This is a genomic window from Mycolicibacterium obuense, from assembly GCF_055397605.1.
This window is the reverse complement of sequence record NZ_AP043663.1, coordinates 4,749,481-4,763,923: the sequence shown is the minus strand read 5'-3', so window position 1 is coordinate 4,763,923 and position 14,443 is coordinate 4,749,481. Positions and strand designations below refer to the sequence as shown.

The following is a 14,443-nucleotide window of genomic DNA, read 5'->3' as shown; positions in this document are numbered from 1 at the left end:
TCTCCCGCCCGTACATGAGCGGGAAAACCTGTGGCGCTCGGTGCGTTCCGGGCGTGCCGGGCTAGTGGGCGGAGGTCACGCGAGCCGGCGGGGGTTGGGTTTGCGGGTGTTGACGTGTAGGCGGGTTTGCACGGCAATGGAGTCGCCGAGCATGCCGACGGTGGTGGCGGCGATCTCGTCGGCCGCGTGGGCGGCGTGGGCGAGGGTGTCGGTGCCGGCGGCGGTGACGTCGAGGTGGATGCTGGGTTTGCCGCGGTCGATGACGGCTTTGCCGCTGGCGGATTTGATCGCGGGGCGCTCGCGCAGTTCGGCGGCCGCGGCGTCAGCCAGAGAGCCGAGGTTGGCCGACAGACAACCTTCGGAAAGGTTGCTGTCGGCCAAGGTGAGGTCCCCGGCCCGACGGGCGGGCCGGTGCGCGATCAGCCACCGCACCCCGAGCAGCACCAGCAGGACTCCGGCGGCGGTGACGGCCCAGGGCCACCATGCGGTTTGGGCGGCGGTCATCAGCCCCGGGGCGGTGAGGTAGACCGGGGTGCCGTCGATCAGGTGAGTCGTCCAGATGATCATGGCCACGCCCAGCACAAGAAGGAACAGGCCGAGGATCAGGGCGGCGAGGCGGTCGACGAACGTGGCGGTACCGGTCATGGTTCAGGGCCTTTCCACTCGGGTGCGCACCGAGATGCGTGGCGCTGAGGCCAGCGGCGCCAAGGCGGTGCGGACGGCGCCGGCGATGGCGTCTTTGGTGACGTCGGGTCCGGTGGTGCGGGCTGTCACTTTGACCGCGCGGCGGGTCGCCGAGGCGGTGGCCTTGGTGACGCCGGGAACGACGCGCGCGGCGGCGGCGGCGAGTTTGGCGGTGTCGGCGACGTCGAGGTAGACGCTGGTTTTGGCCTGCACGGGGATGGCTTTGCGGCGGCGCGGGGACAGCGCTGTCCCGACGAGAATGAGGCCGACGGCGGCGAGGATGGCGCCGATGGGGACCATCCAGCCGGCCGCGGATTGGCCGTCGAACCAGTTGATGGCCGCTTGGGTCCAGGAGGGTCCGGTGATCCAGCCGGCCGCGGCGATGCCGTCGCGGATGCCGGCCGCGCCGAGGGCGATCAGCAGCAGGGCGCTGATCACGCCGACGTAGTGCGCGGCCGCCGGTGCCAGCGGCGGCGGGGCCGATGCCGGGGATTGTGGCGTGGCCTCGGGTTGGCGGGTGCCGTTGTGCAGCGGCCCGGAGGTCGAGTGTGTCGACGGAACGTGTTCGAGGTGTTCGGGGGCGGTCATTGGACCCGCTTTCCGGTGGTGGCGTCGTTGGTGGTGACGGCGGCGACCGCCACGTCGACGCCGTCGACCTGCAATCCGGCCAGGTGCGAGAGCGCGAAGGTGACATTGTCGCGCACGGCGGCGCTGACGGCGCTGAGTTGGTAGCTCCAGGGCACGGCGATGTCGACTTTCGCGCGGACGCGTCCGGCGGCGATGCTGACGCGGGTCTTGGGTTTGGTGCGTCCGGTGAGTTTGTCCAGGCCGCTGGCCTGAAGCCGAACTCCGGCGGTGTCGAGGGCGGCTTTGGCGGCGATCTGTTCGGCGACGCGGTCATGCACGATCAGCGAACCCCGACCGCCGGGGTCGTGGTCGACTGCGGGCGCGGTGTCAGCCACGGCCGCGTCCCCGCAGGAGGGTGGCGAGGTCGAATTCGCCGTCGCGTTGCCCGCCGATCGCGTAGCCGATAGCGCCCAGGATCACAGCGATCAGGAAGCCGGTGAATCCGCCGGCGGCGGCGGCGACGCCGAGCAGCAGCCCGGCCAGTAAACCTACGGTGGCAGTGGTCATTGGGGTGGTCCTCTCACATGGTGGAAGTCGTTGTCAGACAGAGCAGTCGGGGCGTTAGAGGGTGAAGTAGCGGCGGCTGGTGTGTCGGCGCCGCCACTGACGGAGCCAGCGGTGCAGTCGTGCGCGCCGCGACCGCCGGATGATCAGCACCACCTCCGGGGGTGGTCCGCCGTCGGGTTGGCGGTCGATCTCGGCCAGCGCGGCGATGAGGTCTGCTGCGGAGCCGCCGCGATCGGGATGGTGCGCCCAGGCTGCCGCGCGCCGAGCGCTGTGGCGGTCGCGGTCGGCGGCCACGTGCTGCCCGCCCGGCGGGGTGTCGGTCATGATGGGGCGGGGGCGACGTCTTCGACGGTGACGTTGACCTCGGCGCCGGGATGCCGGGCGCTGACGGTGGCGCGGACCGCGGCGGCGGTGTCGCGCACCGCGACGCCGAACACCACGACGATGTGGACGTCGACGACGTTGTCGGTGATGCGGATGCCGGCGACGCGCCGTCCCGGTAGGTAGGTGCCGACCTCGCCGAACATGCCGGGGTGCAGCGCGGCGACGCCGGGAACCGCCAGCACCGCGGCGGCGAGCCGGTCGGCGGGCTCCTGCGGTGCCGGCGTCGCCGCATACCCCTCGGTCACTTACTGAACCCGCGCCGGGCGGCTGCTGTCGGTGCTGGTGTCGTCGTCGCTGTCGTCCTCGACGTGCACGTCGTTGACGGTGATGTTGACCTCGGTGACCTCCAGGCCGGTCATCTTCTCGATCGCGGCGATGACGTTGCGGCGAATCCCGCTGGCCAGATCGGTGATCGCGACCCCGTACTCGGCGACGATGTCGATGTCGATCGCCGCCTGCTTCTCGCCGACCTCCACCGACACGCCCTGGCCGTGGTTGACGGTGGCGCCGGGGATGCGCTCACGGAGCTGGCCGACGATGCGCTGCGCGCCGCCGCCCAGGTCGTAGACGCCGTGGACTTCGCGCGCGGACAGGCCGGCGATCTTGGAGACCACCGTGTCGGCGATCGTGGTCTTTCCGTGCGACGTGGTCAGGGCGGTTTCGCTGGCGGCCGCGGCCGGGGACTTCGGCGCGGTGGCGGGGGGCTGGGTGCTCGTCATGGGCACGGTTCCTTTCACAATTCTCGTCTGGGGTACATGGGCGTAGACGGGGCCGCATCACCGAAGTGCACGTCCGACCGCACGATTGTGATGTAGAACACATGTACCCGATTTTTCGGGTGCGCGTGAAAGGTTTTGTCTCAGCCCTTGTGCGGGTGTGGCTGGTTCACCTCGCGCCGCGAGCCGGCTTTCGGGAGGAGGTCACGGCTTGGTGGACACCCCACCCCGTGAAACGCTCTCGGCGGCAACGCACCTGGGTGACCGCACCCTGGCGGCGGCCGCCGCCCTGGGTGAACGCGCGGCGTTCGAAACGATCGTGCACCGCTACGGCCCGCTGCTCTACGGTTATGTTCGGCGCATGATCAGCGACCGCGACGGGGTCGATGACGTGGTCCAGGAGACGTTCGTCGCCGCCTGGCGTCAAATCGACAACTACCGCGGTGAAGCGGCCCTCAAGACGTGGCTGTTCCGCATTTGTGACCGCAAGATCATCGACTCACGCCGAGTGCGCTACGCCGAACCGATCGATGACCGCCTCATCGACCCCATCGATCCATCGGCGGCCCGAGATCCGGCGATCGTGTTGTCCAACACCGAGTTTCTCGAGGCCCTGGAACGTGCGCTGGCCGAGCTACCGGTCCGTCAACGCGCGGTGTGGGTGTTGCGGGAGATCGACGGCTTGACGTTCCCCCAGATCGGCGTGACCCTGAACTTGAGTCCCGGGGCGGCGCGCGGACATCACCACCGGGCTCAATCAACTCTTCGACGAAGGATGCAGCGATGGCAGCAATGAACGGGGACGACCCGCTCGGCGTACTGCTCTCGCGCGCCGGACAAGCATTGCGGGAGCTGGGTGAACCCGGCTGGGATCGCATCGCCGACACCGTGATCGCCGCAGTCCGCAACACCCCCCGCTCCGGCTGGCCGGTGACCGCCGAGGACCCCGACCCCCAGCAGCCGCCGCTGCCAGGGTGCATCGCGGTCAGCGATCTGGTCATCCGCGCCGCCCTGGCCGCAGCACTGCGCGTCGATCAGATCTGCGCCCCTGCCGCCGTCGACGTCCACCTCGACGGCACCGACCTGCAGCGCATCAGTGTCGCGATCACCGGCCGCTACGGCAACCGGCTCACCGAGGTCGCCGACCACGTCCGCGACCTCGCCGCCGGCATCCTCGACGACCTTCTCGGAGTGGCCGCCCTCGGGCACCAGATCGACGTCGCCGTCATCGACATCGTCCGGGGCAACCCGCTCGCCGAATAGCGCGCCACCCTCGAGCCAAAAGAGCGAGTTTCCCTGCGTAGAAATTAGGGAATTGACTCCGCCGAACGTCACGTGCCCCGGTTTTCGTAAAACGCCGAGACTACGACGACTTTCGCTATTGGCTGCCGCGCAACGTGGCTCTCTAGGGAATGGACGTGTATATGAGGGACGCTCTGAACGACATGTGGCGCTCGGTGGCCACCTTCGCCCCCAAACTGGTGGCCTTCCTGCTGATCCTGATCATCGGGCTGATCGTGGCCAAACTGATCTCCAAGGCGGTCGACAAAATCTTGGAACGGGTCGGGTTCGACCGCGCGGTGGAACGCGGCGGAGTCAAACGCGCCCTGGCCAACAGCCGATACGACGCGTCAACCATCGCCGGGAAGATCGTCTACTACGCGCTGGTGCTGTTCGTGCTGCAACTGGCGTTCGGGGTGTTCGGCCCCAACCCCATCAGCGAACTGCTCAGCGGAGTGATCGCGTTCCTGCCCAAACTGTTCGTTGCTCTGATCATCGTGGTGGTGGCCTCGGCGATCGCCGCCGCGGTGCGAGATCTGTTGTCCAACAGCCTCAGTGGACTGTCCTACGGCAGAATGCTGGCCAACATCGCCAGCGTGTTCATCCTCGGCCTGGGAATCATCGCCGCGCTCAACCAGATCGGCATCGCGCTGACAGTCACCTTGCCGGTGCTGGTCGCGGTCCTGGGCACGATCGGCGGCATCCTGGTCGTCGGGGTCGGCGGCGGCCTGATCAAACCGATGCAGCACCGCTGGGAGGACTACCTCAACAAAGCCGAGCAGGAAAGTCGTAACGTCCGCGACAAGGTGTCCTCCCCGCACGGCACGATGCCTCCGCAGCAACCCGGTCAGGTCGGGGCAGCAGCGCCGGGCTCCTACGACGGCCCCTCCGGGCAGCGACACGCCCATGCGGGCGGTGAGCCGCCCCACGGCTACCAGCAGCCCGGCTACCCACCCCCAGCGCAGCAGCAACCGCCCTACGGCACCAATCCGCCCCCGCGGCAGGGGTACTGACCGCTGCTCCGAATCCACCTGTGCGGCGCTGGTTCCGGTGCAGCCTAGGGCCGACGATTCGTCAACAGCGACCCAGACGCCACCCGCACGGCGTCTGGGTCGCTCACGGCGAGCGGGCCGTCAGGTGGGGGCAGCGGCCGGCGACGCCGTCGCACACCGAATCACCGACGCGCTCATCGAGACGCCCACACAGGCTGATGCCCGATCCAGCGGCGATGACGAACAAGTGCCAGCCATAGCCGGTGCAGCGAAAACTCGCTGCCGCCTGTCCGCGTGCGCGGCCGCCCGGAGGCGCTGCTGGGGCACCGTCGGCCTGCTGCTCAGGTTCGGACTCGCCGCACCGCATCTGTACCGCGGACGCGCTGGAATTGGATAGCCGGGTTACGGTTCACCGCAAGACGCCCGCTGAGCGCAAGCCGCTAAGGAAGCAGGATGTTAGTGTCCAGGCCGATGCCACTCGTCACCACCCGCGCTCGCCGCAGGCTGCGCCGGCCGGCGGCCCGCCGCCGCGGCGTGCGCAGCACCTCAGGGCGCCCTGAGACCGCGATACTGCTGGGTGTGGTCATCGTGTCCGTCGCGGTGGTGTGGGCGCGCCGCCAACGTCGCCGCCAGTCGTTAGCCGGTCCCGGTGACGACAAGCCTGCCGGTTACGAGAATCCCGCGATCTGAATCGCCCAGCGTCAGACAGGCCGTGCAACCTTCGCCGAAACGCCGGGTCGCTGTCTTCCTCACGTAGTGGCAGTGGCACGCTACCGCGCTCGGGCCGCGTCGGCGACGATGTCTGCGTCGCCGCCTTAGGTGTAGGCAGCTTCGCGCACGACCTCATCGGTCTCCAATCCAGCACCCAGCGCGCCACCGAGAGTGGCCAGCGAGTACGTCAGCCACGCGACCGGGGAGCCTGGCCGTTTTGCAACCTTCAAGTGTTGGTGTTTGAATCGGGTCCAAGTGTTTGCCGAGGCGAGATTGTCGGCCGTCGCTAATTGACGTCGGCTCTGCTATCAGGAGGGTGATGTGGGCACCCCGAAGGACTCGCGGTGAGTCGCTCCCCGAGGGGACGCGCCCTGCGGGTTGATCGCGACGCTGACTGGTCAGTGGTGAGCGAGACTGCTGACGACCAGGGCGTGGTTTACCGAGTTCTATGGTCAGCTGATTCCTGGATGTACCTCGGGTTGTGCGATTCGTATCCGCATCTGTCGTGGCAGGCAACTACAGAAGACGGCGCGTTGAACGGAATCCGCCGGCAAGTTCGACAACGCGCCGACGTTTCGTCGCCAACGGAAAGTGGATCGCGAGGGTGTTCGCCGGAAGGCTCGACCGTTTGAGTCATTCCAGCGGCGTCGATCCCCTGCTGCCTGCACTACGGCAGCGCTTCCAAACCGCCCTCAACACTGCCCTCGTCGTGGGTCGGCCACCCGAGTGCGCCATCGACCTGGGGCCGCGAACCTTAGCTGCGGTAGCGCTTATTGCCGCCGAGCACCCCGACGCCAGCGCCCAGATCATCGCCGCAGCCTATGACACCTTCCTGGACGAACATGGTTAGCACAACCTGATTGGTAGTACCGGAGATCACGGCCGTCTCAACGAGGAGGGGATTGCGGGTGGCCGGCAAAGCCAACGCGGAGAGAAGCTAACTACGTCGTGCGCGTTCGGCCGCCATCACGCTGGTTGGTTGTCGCGACCATTCAAGAGACAGAAGGGATGATCCGTTGCGGTGGGTGCTGGCCATCGGCAGCGCGCTGGCAATCACAGTCGGCGCGGCGATCGCGCTCAGTACGCCGATCCAGTTAGCCAGTGCGGATCACCTCGGGCGGCCGATTGCATGCGGCGATGCGCTGCGGGCAGACAGTGCCGCCGCGGAAGCTGCCGACGACTATAATCGGCGCCTGAACGACAGCAGCCCTGATCGCTTCATTGCCACGGACTACGAAAACCAGTGCGCAGCGATGATCGTTGAGAAGCGCCGACACGCCGTGATCGTCAGCGCCGCGGCAGCAGTGGCCGTGCTGACAACAGGCGGTCTAGTGTCCTGAGTCATTAATTCGGTTGCAGTAGTTGGCGATGCTTGCCAGGATCTGGTCGGCGGTCTTAGTCCAGACGTAAGGCTTGGGGTTGTCGTTCCAGGTGTCGATCCAGGCACGGATATCGGCGTTGAGTTGCCGCACCGAGGTGTGAGTGGAGCGGCGCAGTTTCTTGGTGGTCAGCTCGGCAAACCAGCGCTCGACGAGATTGAGCCACGAGGAGCTGGTCGGGGTGAAGTGCAGGACGAATCTGGGATGGCTTGCCAGCCAACGCTTCACCGCAGGCGTCTTGTGTGTGGAGGCATTGTCGAGGACCAGATGCACATCGAGATCGTCGGGAACTTCGGCATCGATCTTCTTGAGGAAGGCCAGGAACTCGGTGGCCCGGTGCCGGGAGTGCAGCGCGCCGATGACCTTGCCGGTGGTCAGGTCGAGGGCGGCGTACAAGCTGGAGGTGCCGTGGCGGACGTAGTCGTGGCTGGCTCGCGCCGGGGTTCCGGGCAGCATCGGAAACACGGGCTGGGTGCGATTAAGGGCCTGGATCTGCGTCTTCTCATCCACGCAGAGCACCAGCGCCCGCTCCGGCGGGTCCAGGTACAGGCCGACGACATCGCGGACTTTGGCCACGAACAGCGGATCCTTCGATAGCTTCCATGAGTCCTGCTTGTGGGGAGCCAGTCCGAACGCTCGCCAGACCCGCGACACCATCGACTGACTCAACCCCAAATGAGCGGCCATCGAGCGGGTCGACCAATGAGTGGCATCCGGCGGGGTGGTCTCCAGCGTCTTGGTGATCAACGCTTCGATCTGGTCGTCGCCGACGACCCGCGGACGACCCGGGCGAGGCTCGTCAACCAACCCGTCTAGACGTAATTCGACGAACCGGTTGCGCCATCGCCGCACCGTGCCGATCGACAGTTCCAGCCGATCGGCGAGTTCGGTGTTGGAGCCACCGTCGGCGGCTGCCAACACAATTCGAGCCCGCATCGCCAGACCCGCGGCACTGGATCGTCGCCGCGCCCACCCCTCCAACTCGGCCCGCTCGTCAGTGGTCAAGACAATCTTCGCGGCATGAGGTGTCGGCACAACCCAGTCTAACAACTAGATCGCAATTAATGACTCAGGACACTAGGCTTTTTGATCCACCGCGTTCGATCACGCGGATCAGGCTCGAAGTGAAGTCACGTTCGCTGATGGACCTGAGTTAACTGACTATGGAACGGGAATCGCGAGCCAGACCTACGCGCGACAGGGGAAGACGTCAGTCACGCTGAGGCCCAGTCACCGCGTTTGAACCGGTCTTTCGCACGGCCCGCACATCGCAGAGGCGGATCCCCTGATTCCAGCCGCTGTCCCGTTCTGTCTCGCATATCAGGCGATCGTGGTAGATCCGTCGACAACTGTCGAGTGGGTGAGTGAACGCCCGGTCCGTGGCGCCGCAACGCAACTCCGCAACAAACCGCGGGGACGCTGGTGTGTGGATTCCAGCAGAGCAAGCCGACGGTCGGCTGGAGCACCGACGCCGATCTGCTGGTCAGCCAGGTGCAGTCCGGACCGACTGGCCCGAACATGGTGCAGCTGTACACCTGGTGGGCATCACACTCCTGAGAGTGCTGCCGGCCCACCAGGTGCGTGAGCCGGCTACGACGGTGGCGGGATCACGACGGTGGTCGTGGCCGGGCTCTGCATCGGAGCGGGGGTACCGCTGCTGCCCGCCGGAAGCGGCGTGCCCGAGCTGCCCTGCGGCGCAGGGGTCACCGCCGCGGGCACCGGTGCCGGGCTGGCCGGCGCGGGGCTGGCCGGAGCCATGTCGGCGGGCATGGGTGTCCCCGCGCTGCCAGCCGGCAGCGGGGTTCCGGAGCTTCCCTCCGGCAGCGGAGTACCGGCGCTGCCCGCAGGAACAGGAGTGGGCGTCTGTGTGGCCGAGGCCGGTGCCGCGCCGGGGGTCGGCGGCGTCGACGTCGTCGCGGTGTCAGGCGCGGCAGTCTCGGCGGTGCCCGCCGACGACGAGCCCGACGATGCGGGGGCGCTGTATCCGCCCGTCGCGGGCGCAGGAGCTGGTGGCGGCGGCTCCACCCACAGCAACACCTGCTCGGGGTCGCCGTCGGAATAGAAGACGCTGTCGGGCTTTTCGCCCGTCACATCGAAGTAGATCTTGCCGGTGGTCTTCTCGCCCTGCGCCAGCGTCGACGGGTTCACACCCTGCGGAGTGGCCACGGTGAACAGCACCCGATAGGTGTCGCCGTTGCGGGCCCGCGCGTTCAGGTTGGACACGATGGGCGTGACCGAGCCGGCGATCGCCTCGTCGGTGGCGGTGGCTTCCCACAGCGTGCCCGCAGGCTGATAGGGAATCATGTCGCTGCTGGGCTTGAGACCGGTGACCGTCCAGTGCTGAACGACGCTGCCGTTGACGAGTTCGCCGGGCTGGCCGAGATACTGGACCTCCGCGTCGGCCGACGCGATCGGTGCCCCGGAGACGCCGAGCGCAGCCGCTGCGGCGGCAGCGATCACTGCGGGCTTGAATTTCACTGGATTGTCCTCCCGATTTTCCTTGAGCGAGCAGCGAGATACACCTCACGAGCAACCTAACAGCTCCCCACACGGGTCCAGTGCACCAATTTGTTCGACGAGACGGCTCCGGCCTTAGCAGACAGCGGAACTGGGCTATCGTCACCGTGCGTGCCCGGCATGCCGACACGACCATGAGCAGCAAATCGCGAGTTTGATGTCTGCGCAGGCTTTCGAAGGACTAGTGTCCCCGGCTGACGGGGATTCGATCACGAACAGGGGATCAGTTTTCATGGGCAAGCACTCCAAGAGCGGCGCACGGTCGATGTCGGTGCGCACCTACCTCGCGGCCGGGGTCACCGCGGGCGTCACCAGCGCCGCCATGGCCGGCATCGGCACGCTGATGCTGGACTACGACGCCGCGCCGGCGCCGGTGACGCATCAGATCCAACTCGTCAACGACGAGGACGTGCTCTGGTGGCAGCAGGCCGGCTCCCACAACGACAAGAAGGTCGCCGCGGCCGACACGTCTGCCGATCCGGCGCGGCCTGCGCTGCGGCCGATGATCGGTACGGGCGGCTGGCTCTACGGCGACGGCGTCGACGCAGCTGCCGACTGCACCGGCACTGCGTGCAATGGCGGTGACGCCGGTCTCTTGGGCGGCAACGGTGGCGACGGTGCCAACGGCGGCAGCGGCGGCAATGCCGGCAAGTGGTTCGGCAACGGCGGCAACGGCGGCAACGGCGTCGACGCGAAAGAAGGCTGCACCGGCTCCGCATGCAACGGCGGCGCGGGTGGCGCAGGCGGCGAAGGCGGCAAGTTCGGCGGCAACGGCGGTAACGGTGGCAACGGCGGCAAGGGAATCAACAACACCGCGAACGTCGTCGATGACCCGGCCACCAAGGACAAGGACGAATCCGCGGTCAACAACGCCTTCGGCGGTAACGGCGGCGCCGGTGGCAGCGGCGGCCGGTGGGGCGGCAAGGGTGGTAACGGCGGCAACGGCGGCACTGCCTCCTCGGCGAACGGCTCCGCGCAGGGTGGTAAGGGCGGCGCCGGTGGCGACAGCGGTGAGGTCGGCAGCGTGACCGCCGGCAACGGCGGCGATGGCGGCGGCGCGACCACCTCCGGGACCGATGAGATCGCCGTCGGCGGCGCCGGTGGATCCGGCGGCACTTCGGAGCTGGGCACGGGCGGCACCGGCGGCAAGGGTGGCGACGCGACCGGCAACAACGACAACGACACCTTCGGCGGCAAGGGTGGCGCCGGGGGCGGCACCAAGAACGGGCAGGCCGGTGGCGGCGGTGCGGGCGGAAACGCCACTGCCGGCGCAGGAGACGCGACCGGCGGCAGTGGCGGCGCCGGCGGTGGCGCGACCGGCATCGTCGGCAATGGCGGCGACGGCGGCAAGGGCGGCAACGGTACCTCGGCGACCGGCAAGGGCACCGGCGGCAACGGTGGTGGCGCCGGTTCGGGTGGCTTCTTCGGCAAGTCCGGTAAGGACGGCACCAAGGGCGCCGGCAGCACCCCTGCTTCCACCCCCTAGAAGTACGCGCGACCACGCAGGCACGGGCGTCGACACGTCGTCGACGCCCGTGTTCTCGTGCGATTCTTGAAAGTGTCTGCGAATCAACGCGATTCGCATGAGCTATCATCGCTGGCATGTCTGACACCAAACCGGCGTGGATGGCCCCGGCCGCGCTCGTCGTCGCCGTGATCGCTCTTGCCCTCGCCGCGTGGGGCCTGTTGCGCCCGTCGCCGACGGATAGCGCGAACGCCGCAGGCGCCTCGTCGAGCGGCGACGCCAAGACCGAGATCTGTCAGGCGTTCACGACCGTGCGCAATGCGGTGTCGTTGCAGACGAACGCGGATCTGGGCACCGACAAGGTCGCCCGTCAGGCAGTGGCCGCGAATGCGCGTCTCGCCACGCTCGGTGGTGGGGAGTTCCTGCTGTCACGGCTGAACTCCGCTGTGCCCGGCGATCTGGCCGACGCGGTCAGGTCGTTCGCCAACGACCTGACCTACATCGGGATGGGTCAGCTCGCCGGTGCTCCCGGCAACGATCCGGCCCAGGCCCAGCGGCAGACCAGCGCGCAGGACACCGCCACCAAGATCGACGAGCTGTGCCGGTAGAGGATCAGGCCGGCACGAACTCCACGCCGGCCAGCGCCACGGCGTCATCGCGCTCGGGCGCCGTGACCACCGCGCGGTAGGCACCGGCGTCCTTCCAGACGCTGACCTTCAGCGTTTCACCGGGGAACACGACACCGGCCATCCGCGCGCCGTATGACTTCAGGGCTGCCACGTCGCCGTCGAGCAGATTGTCGACCAACGCCTTGCAGGTCATGCCGTAGGTGCACAGACCGTGCAGGATCGGCCGCGGAAAGCCCGCTGCCGCAGCGAATTCCGGGTCCGAATGCAGCGGATTGCGATCACCGCACATCCGATAGAGCAGCGCCTGCTGCGGCGATGTGGGGAGCGTCAGCTCGACATCAGGTGCGCCATCGGGTGCCTCGGACGATCCCGACGGGCCGCGGTCGCCCCCGAAGCCGCCTTCCCCGCGGGCGAAGATCGATCGCTTCTGCGTCCACAGCAACGTGCCCGCAGTGTCGGTGACCTCGGTCTCCGACCAGATCACCGCCGCCTTCCCTTTGTCCCAGATCTCGGTGAACCGGGTGACCGCGGTGGCCGTCCCAGACGGCGGGATCGGACCGGGCACGGTCACCGCCTCGCTGGCATGCAGCACCTTGGACAGCTCGATGTCGATGCCGGGGAACTTCACCGCGGGCGGTTCGGTCATGTGGAAACTCTGCGCGACATTGCCGAAGGTCGGCAGCACCTGCGGTGTGCCGTCGGTCAGATAGCGCAGCTCGCGCGGGTCCATCGGATCGGCGCCCGCGCCGAGCCCGAGATGATAGAGCTGCACATCGCTGCTGCTCCAGGAGAATTCGACCGCAGGGAGTTCCGCACCGATCGCTTCGTCGAGATTGATGGGCATGCTTACTCCTTGCCGGCCAGGTGCCGCGCGGCGAGGTATCCGAACGTCATCGCGGGACCGATGGTGCCACCGGGGCCGGGGTAGGTGTGGCCCATCACGGGGGCGCTGACGTTACCCGCCGCGTAGAGGCCGTCGATGACCGAGCCGTCGTCGCGCAGGGCGCGCCCGTTGATGTCGGTGACGATGCCGCCCTTGGTGCCGAGATCGCCGGGCACCATCTTGGCGGCGTAGAACGGCGCGTGGCTGATCTCGCCCAGGTTGGGGTTCGGCTTGTTCGTGGGATCGCCGTAGTAGCGGTCGTAGGCGCTCTCGCCCCGTTTGAAGTCCTCGTCCACGCCGCTGCGGGCGAACCCGTTGAAGCGCGCGACGGTTGCGGTCAGGGCGTCGACGGGCAGGCCGGTCTTGGCTGCCAGCTCGTCGAGCGTGTCCGCTTTGACGATCACGCCGGACTCCATCCATTTGTTCGGAATCCGTTGTCCGGGTTGCAAACCGGCGAAGATGTAGCGGTCACGGTACTGCTGGTCGAAGACGAGCCAGGCCGGGATGTTCTCGCCGGGACCCTGGCCCTGTCCGTATTGGCCGCCGTACATGTGGTGACACGCTTCGACATACGGCATCGACTCGTTCATGAACCGCTTGCCGTTCATGTTGACGATGATCGAGCCGGGGGAGTTGCGCTCGGACAGCGCGAACCACGGCGCGCCGACCAGCGGAATGGTCGGACCCCACCAGGCGTCCTCCATGACGTCCAGCGCAGCGCCGAGCTTCTCGGCGGCGAGGATGCCGTCGCCGGTGTTGGCTGCCGCACCCACCGTCCACTCGGTGGTGATGGGCGCGCGCTGGTACTTGACCCGCATCTGTTCGTTGTGTTCGAAGCCGCCGCTACCCAGGATGACGCCGCGCCGGGCCCGGATCAGCGTCGGCTCGGCGCTCTCGGGTTCGGCGGTGTTGCGGACGTAGATGCCGCGGACGACGCCGTCCTCGACATGGAGGTCGGTCATCGCGGTGTTGAGCTGCACCGGCACCCCGGCTTTCTGCAGACCGACGCGCAGCGGCGCGATGAGCGCGCGACCCATCCCGACGAGGTTCTTGCCGGTGGCCTGCGCCCACATCGTGCGCGCGCCGACCTTGAGGCTGCGCAGCACCCCGCGGGGATGACGCTTGAGCTGGTTGAGCCGCATGTAATCCTGCTGCATGACGACGACGTTGAGGGGCACCTTGCCGTACGGGGGTTCCAGCCCCTTCATGTCGGGGCCGAGCTTCTTGGCATCGAAGGGCCTCGGTTCCACCGACCGCCCGGACGACTTACCGCCCGGTGACTCGGGGTAGTAGTCGGAGTAGTTGGGCACCCAGCACAGCTTCAAGGGTGAGTGCTTCAGCACGAACGACAGCATCTCTGGACCGCGGTCGAGGTAGGTGTCGATCTTCTCCTCGGGCACCACGTCGCCGATGATCGAGCGGAGGTAGGTGCGCGCGGCGTCGCGGGTGTCGCGGACGCCGTCCCGTTCCAGGATTTCGTTGTTCGGAATCCACACCCCACCACCCGAGCGCGCGGTCGAACCACCGTAGTGCGAAGCCTTCTCGACGACTATCGTCGAGAGACCCTGATGAGCGGCTGTGAGGGCGGCGACCATACCCGCGGCGCCGCTGCCCACCACGACGACGTCATACTCGTGCTCGGTCATGTAGAACACGTTATAGAATTGC

Annotated in this window: 20 protein-coding genes; 9 read left to right on the top strand and 11 right to left on the bottom strand. The window is 67.7% G+C overall.

Translation table 11 applies throughout. The features are described 5' to 3' along the window. Nucleotides 1–75: 75 nt before the first annotated feature. Genes ACZ50N_RS22905 through ACZ50N_RS22875 form a run of 7 tightly spaced genes read right to left on the bottom strand, consistent with a single transcriptional unit; the run spans nt 76 to nt 2,921 of the window. Nucleotides 76–645, bottom strand: a complete 570-nt coding sequence (locus ACZ50N_RS22905; RefSeq protein WP_260754999.1) for an Asp23/Gls24 family envelope stress response protein — start codon at nt 643–645, stop codon at nt 76–78. Between the two features lie 3 nt (nt 646–648). Then, nucleotides 649–1,272: a DUF6286 domain-containing protein gene (locus ACZ50N_RS22900; RefSeq protein ID WP_260755000.1), complete on the bottom strand. Its 624-nt coding sequence runs from the start codon at nt 1,270–1,272 to the stop codon at nt 649–651. After that, nucleotides 1,269–1,646, bottom strand: coding sequence for an Asp23/Gls24 family envelope stress response protein (locus ACZ50N_RS22895; protein ID WP_260755001.1), 378 nt, complete (start codon nt 1,644–1,646; stop codon nt 1,269–1,271). The genes ACZ50N_RS22900 and ACZ50N_RS22895 overlap by 4 nt, the downstream gene beginning before the upstream one ends. Then, nucleotides 1,639–1,818 carry a hypothetical protein gene (locus tag ACZ50N_RS22890; RefSeq protein ID WP_260755002.1) on the bottom strand — a complete coding sequence of 60 codons (180 nt, stop codon included), beginning with the start codon at nt 1,816–1,818 and terminating at the stop codon, nt 1,639–1,641. Before ACZ50N_RS22890 ends, ACZ50N_RS22895 begins: the two co-directional genes overlap by 8 nt. Before the next feature lie 54 nt (nt 1,819–1,872). Beyond that, a complete protein-coding gene (locus ACZ50N_RS22885; RefSeq protein ID WP_260755003.1) occupies nt 1,873–2,142 on the bottom strand; it encodes a hypothetical protein in 270 nt (89 codons plus the stop codon). Further along, nucleotides 2,139–2,447 (bottom strand): hypothetical protein, encoded by a 309-nt coding sequence (locus ACZ50N_RS22880; RefSeq protein ID WP_260755004.1) that lies wholly within the window; start codon nt 2,445–2,447, stop codon nt 2,139–2,141. Before ACZ50N_RS22880 ends, ACZ50N_RS22885 begins: the two co-directional genes overlap by 4 nt. Continuing rightward, nucleotides 2,448–2,921 (bottom strand): Asp23/Gls24 family envelope stress response protein, encoded by a 474-nt coding sequence (locus tag ACZ50N_RS22875; protein WP_260755005.1) that lies wholly within the window; start codon nt 2,919–2,921, stop codon nt 2,448–2,450. Nucleotides 2,922–3,132: 211 nt separating this feature from the next. Between ACZ50N_RS22875 and ACZ50N_RS22870 the strand changes: the two genes are divergently transcribed. The 6 genes from ACZ50N_RS22870 (at nt 3,133) to ACZ50N_RS22845 (ending at nt 7,242) form a co-directional block, all read left to right on the top strand. Further along, nucleotides 3,133–3,714, top strand: a complete 582-nt coding sequence (locus ACZ50N_RS22870) for an RNA polymerase sigma factor (protein ID WP_260755006.1) — start codon at nt 3,133–3,135, stop codon at nt 3,712–3,714. Then, nucleotides 3,702–4,181 carry a hypothetical protein gene (locus ACZ50N_RS22865; protein ID WP_260755007.1) on the top strand — a complete coding sequence of 160 codons (480 nt, stop codon included), beginning with the start codon at nt 3,702–3,704 and terminating at the stop codon, nt 4,179–4,181. The genes ACZ50N_RS22870 and ACZ50N_RS22865 overlap by 13 nt, the downstream gene beginning before the upstream one ends. Nucleotides 4,182–4,342: 161 nt before the next feature. Continuing rightward, a complete protein-coding gene (locus ACZ50N_RS22860; RefSeq protein WP_260755008.1) occupies nt 4,343–5,212 on the top strand; it encodes a mechanosensitive ion channel family protein in 870 nt (289 codons plus the stop codon). Between the two features lie 450 nt (nt 5,213–5,662). Further along, on the top strand, nt 5,663–5,881 hold the full coding sequence (locus tag ACZ50N_RS22855) for a hypothetical protein (protein ID WP_443189444.1): 219 nt from the start codon (nt 5,663–5,665) through the stop codon (nt 5,879–5,881). Nucleotides 5,882–6,407: 526 nt separating this feature from the next. Further along, on the top strand, nt 6,408–6,752 hold the full coding sequence (locus tag ACZ50N_RS22850) for a hypothetical protein (protein WP_464469931.1): 345 nt from the start codon (nt 6,408–6,410) through the stop codon (nt 6,750–6,752). 166 nt (nt 6,753–6,918) lie between these two features. Next, nucleotides 6,919–7,242, top strand: a complete 324-nt coding sequence (locus ACZ50N_RS22845; RefSeq protein ID WP_464469932.1) for a hypothetical protein — start codon at nt 6,919–6,921, stop codon at nt 7,240–7,242. Here the strand turns inward: ACZ50N_RS22845 and ACZ50N_RS22840 are convergent. Further along, nucleotides 7,231–8,316 (bottom strand): IS630 family transposase, encoded by a 1,086-nt coding sequence (locus tag ACZ50N_RS22840; RefSeq protein WP_260751415.1) that lies wholly within the window; start codon nt 8,314–8,316, stop codon nt 7,231–7,233. The genes ACZ50N_RS22845 and ACZ50N_RS22840 overlap by 12 nt on opposite strands. A gap of 387 nt (nt 8,317–8,703) precedes the next feature. Here ACZ50N_RS22840 and ACZ50N_RS22835 point away from each other — a divergent pair, with 387 nt between their 5' ends. Further along, complete coding sequence (locus ACZ50N_RS22835; RefSeq protein WP_272868647.1) at nt 8,704–8,838, top strand: hypothetical protein; 135 nt, start codon at nt 8,704–8,706, stop codon at nt 8,836–8,838. 33 nt (nt 8,839–8,871) lie between these two features. On the opposite strand, the gene ACZ50N_RS22830 is transcribed toward ACZ50N_RS22835, so the two are convergent. Next, a complete protein-coding gene (locus ACZ50N_RS22830; protein WP_464473836.1) occupies nt 8,872–9,759 on the bottom strand; it encodes an MPT63 family protein in 888 nt (295 codons plus the stop codon). Nucleotides 9,760–10,030: 271 nt separating this feature from the next. Here ACZ50N_RS22830 and ACZ50N_RS22825 point away from each other — a divergent pair, with 271 nt between their 5' ends. Further along, nucleotides 10,031–11,284 carry a hypothetical protein gene (locus ACZ50N_RS22825; RefSeq protein WP_464473835.1) on the top strand — a complete coding sequence of 418 codons (1,254 nt, stop codon included), beginning with the start codon at nt 10,031–10,033 and terminating at the stop codon, nt 11,282–11,284. A 116-nt stretch (nt 11,285–11,400) separates the two neighbouring features. Further along, nucleotides 11,401–11,871 (top strand): hypothetical protein, encoded by a 471-nt coding sequence (locus tag ACZ50N_RS22820; RefSeq protein ID WP_048421814.1) that lies wholly within the window; start codon nt 11,401–11,403, stop codon nt 11,869–11,871. Between the two features lie 4 nt (nt 11,872–11,875). Here ACZ50N_RS22820 and ACZ50N_RS22815 read toward each other — a convergent pair whose 3' ends face one another. Then, nucleotides 11,876–12,736 carry an enoyl-CoA hydratase ChsH3 gene (locus ACZ50N_RS22815; RefSeq protein WP_048421813.1) on the bottom strand — a complete coding sequence of 287 codons (861 nt, stop codon included), beginning with the start codon at nt 12,734–12,736 and terminating at the stop codon, nt 11,876–11,878. A 2-nt stretch (nt 12,737–12,738) separates the two neighbouring features. Further along, a complete protein-coding gene (gene kstD / locus ACZ50N_RS22810) occupies nt 12,739–14,430 on the bottom strand; it encodes a 3-oxosteroid 1-dehydrogenase (RefSeq protein WP_201778331.1) in 1,692 nt (563 codons plus the stop codon). Between the last annotated feature and the right edge of the window lie 13 nt (nt 14,431–14,443).

Bases quoted from the DNA above. Each gene is read 5' to 3' on its own strand.
- ACZ50N_RS22905 (WP_260754999.1), bottom strand. From the start codon at position 645: ATGACCGGTACCGCCACGTTCGTCGACCGCCTCGCCGCCCTGATCCTC.
- ACZ50N_RS22900 (WP_260755000.1), bottom strand. From the start codon at position 1,272: ATGACCGCCCCCGAACACCTCGAACACGTTCCGTCGACACACTCGACC.
- ACZ50N_RS22890 (WP_260755002.1), bottom strand. From the start codon at position 1,818: ATGACCACTGCCACCGTAGGTTTACTGGCCGGGCTGCTGCTCGGCGTC.
- ACZ50N_RS22885 (WP_260755003.1), bottom strand. From the start codon at position 2,142: ATGACCGACACCCCGCCGGGCGGGCAGCACGTGGCCGCCGACCGCGAC.
- ACZ50N_RS22875 (WP_260755005.1), bottom strand. From the start codon at position 2,921: ATGACGAGCACCCAGCCCCCCGCCACCGCGCCGAAGTCCCCGGCCGCG.
- ACZ50N_RS22865 (WP_260755007.1), top strand. From the start codon at position 3,702: ATGGCAGCAATGAACGGGGACGACCCGCTCGGCGTACTGCTCTCGCGC.
- ACZ50N_RS22860 (WP_260755008.1), top strand. From the start codon at position 4,343: ATGAGGGACGCTCTGAACGACATGTGGCGCTCGGTGGCCACCTTCGCC.
- ACZ50N_RS22855 (WP_443189444.1), top strand. From the start codon at position 5,663: ATGCCACTCGTCACCACCCGCGCTCGCCGCAGGCTGCGCCGGCCGGCG.
- ACZ50N_RS22825 (WP_464473835.1), top strand. From the start codon at position 10,031: ATGGGCAAGCACTCCAAGAGCGGCGCACGGTCGATGTCGGTGCGCACC.
- ACZ50N_RS22820 (WP_048421814.1), top strand. From the start codon at position 11,401: ATGTCTGACACCAAACCGGCGTGGATGGCCCCGGCCGCGCTCGTCGTC.
- ACZ50N_RS22815 (WP_048421813.1), bottom strand. From the start codon at position 12,736: ATGCCCATCAATCTCGACGAAGCGATCGGTGCGGAACTCCCTGCGGTC.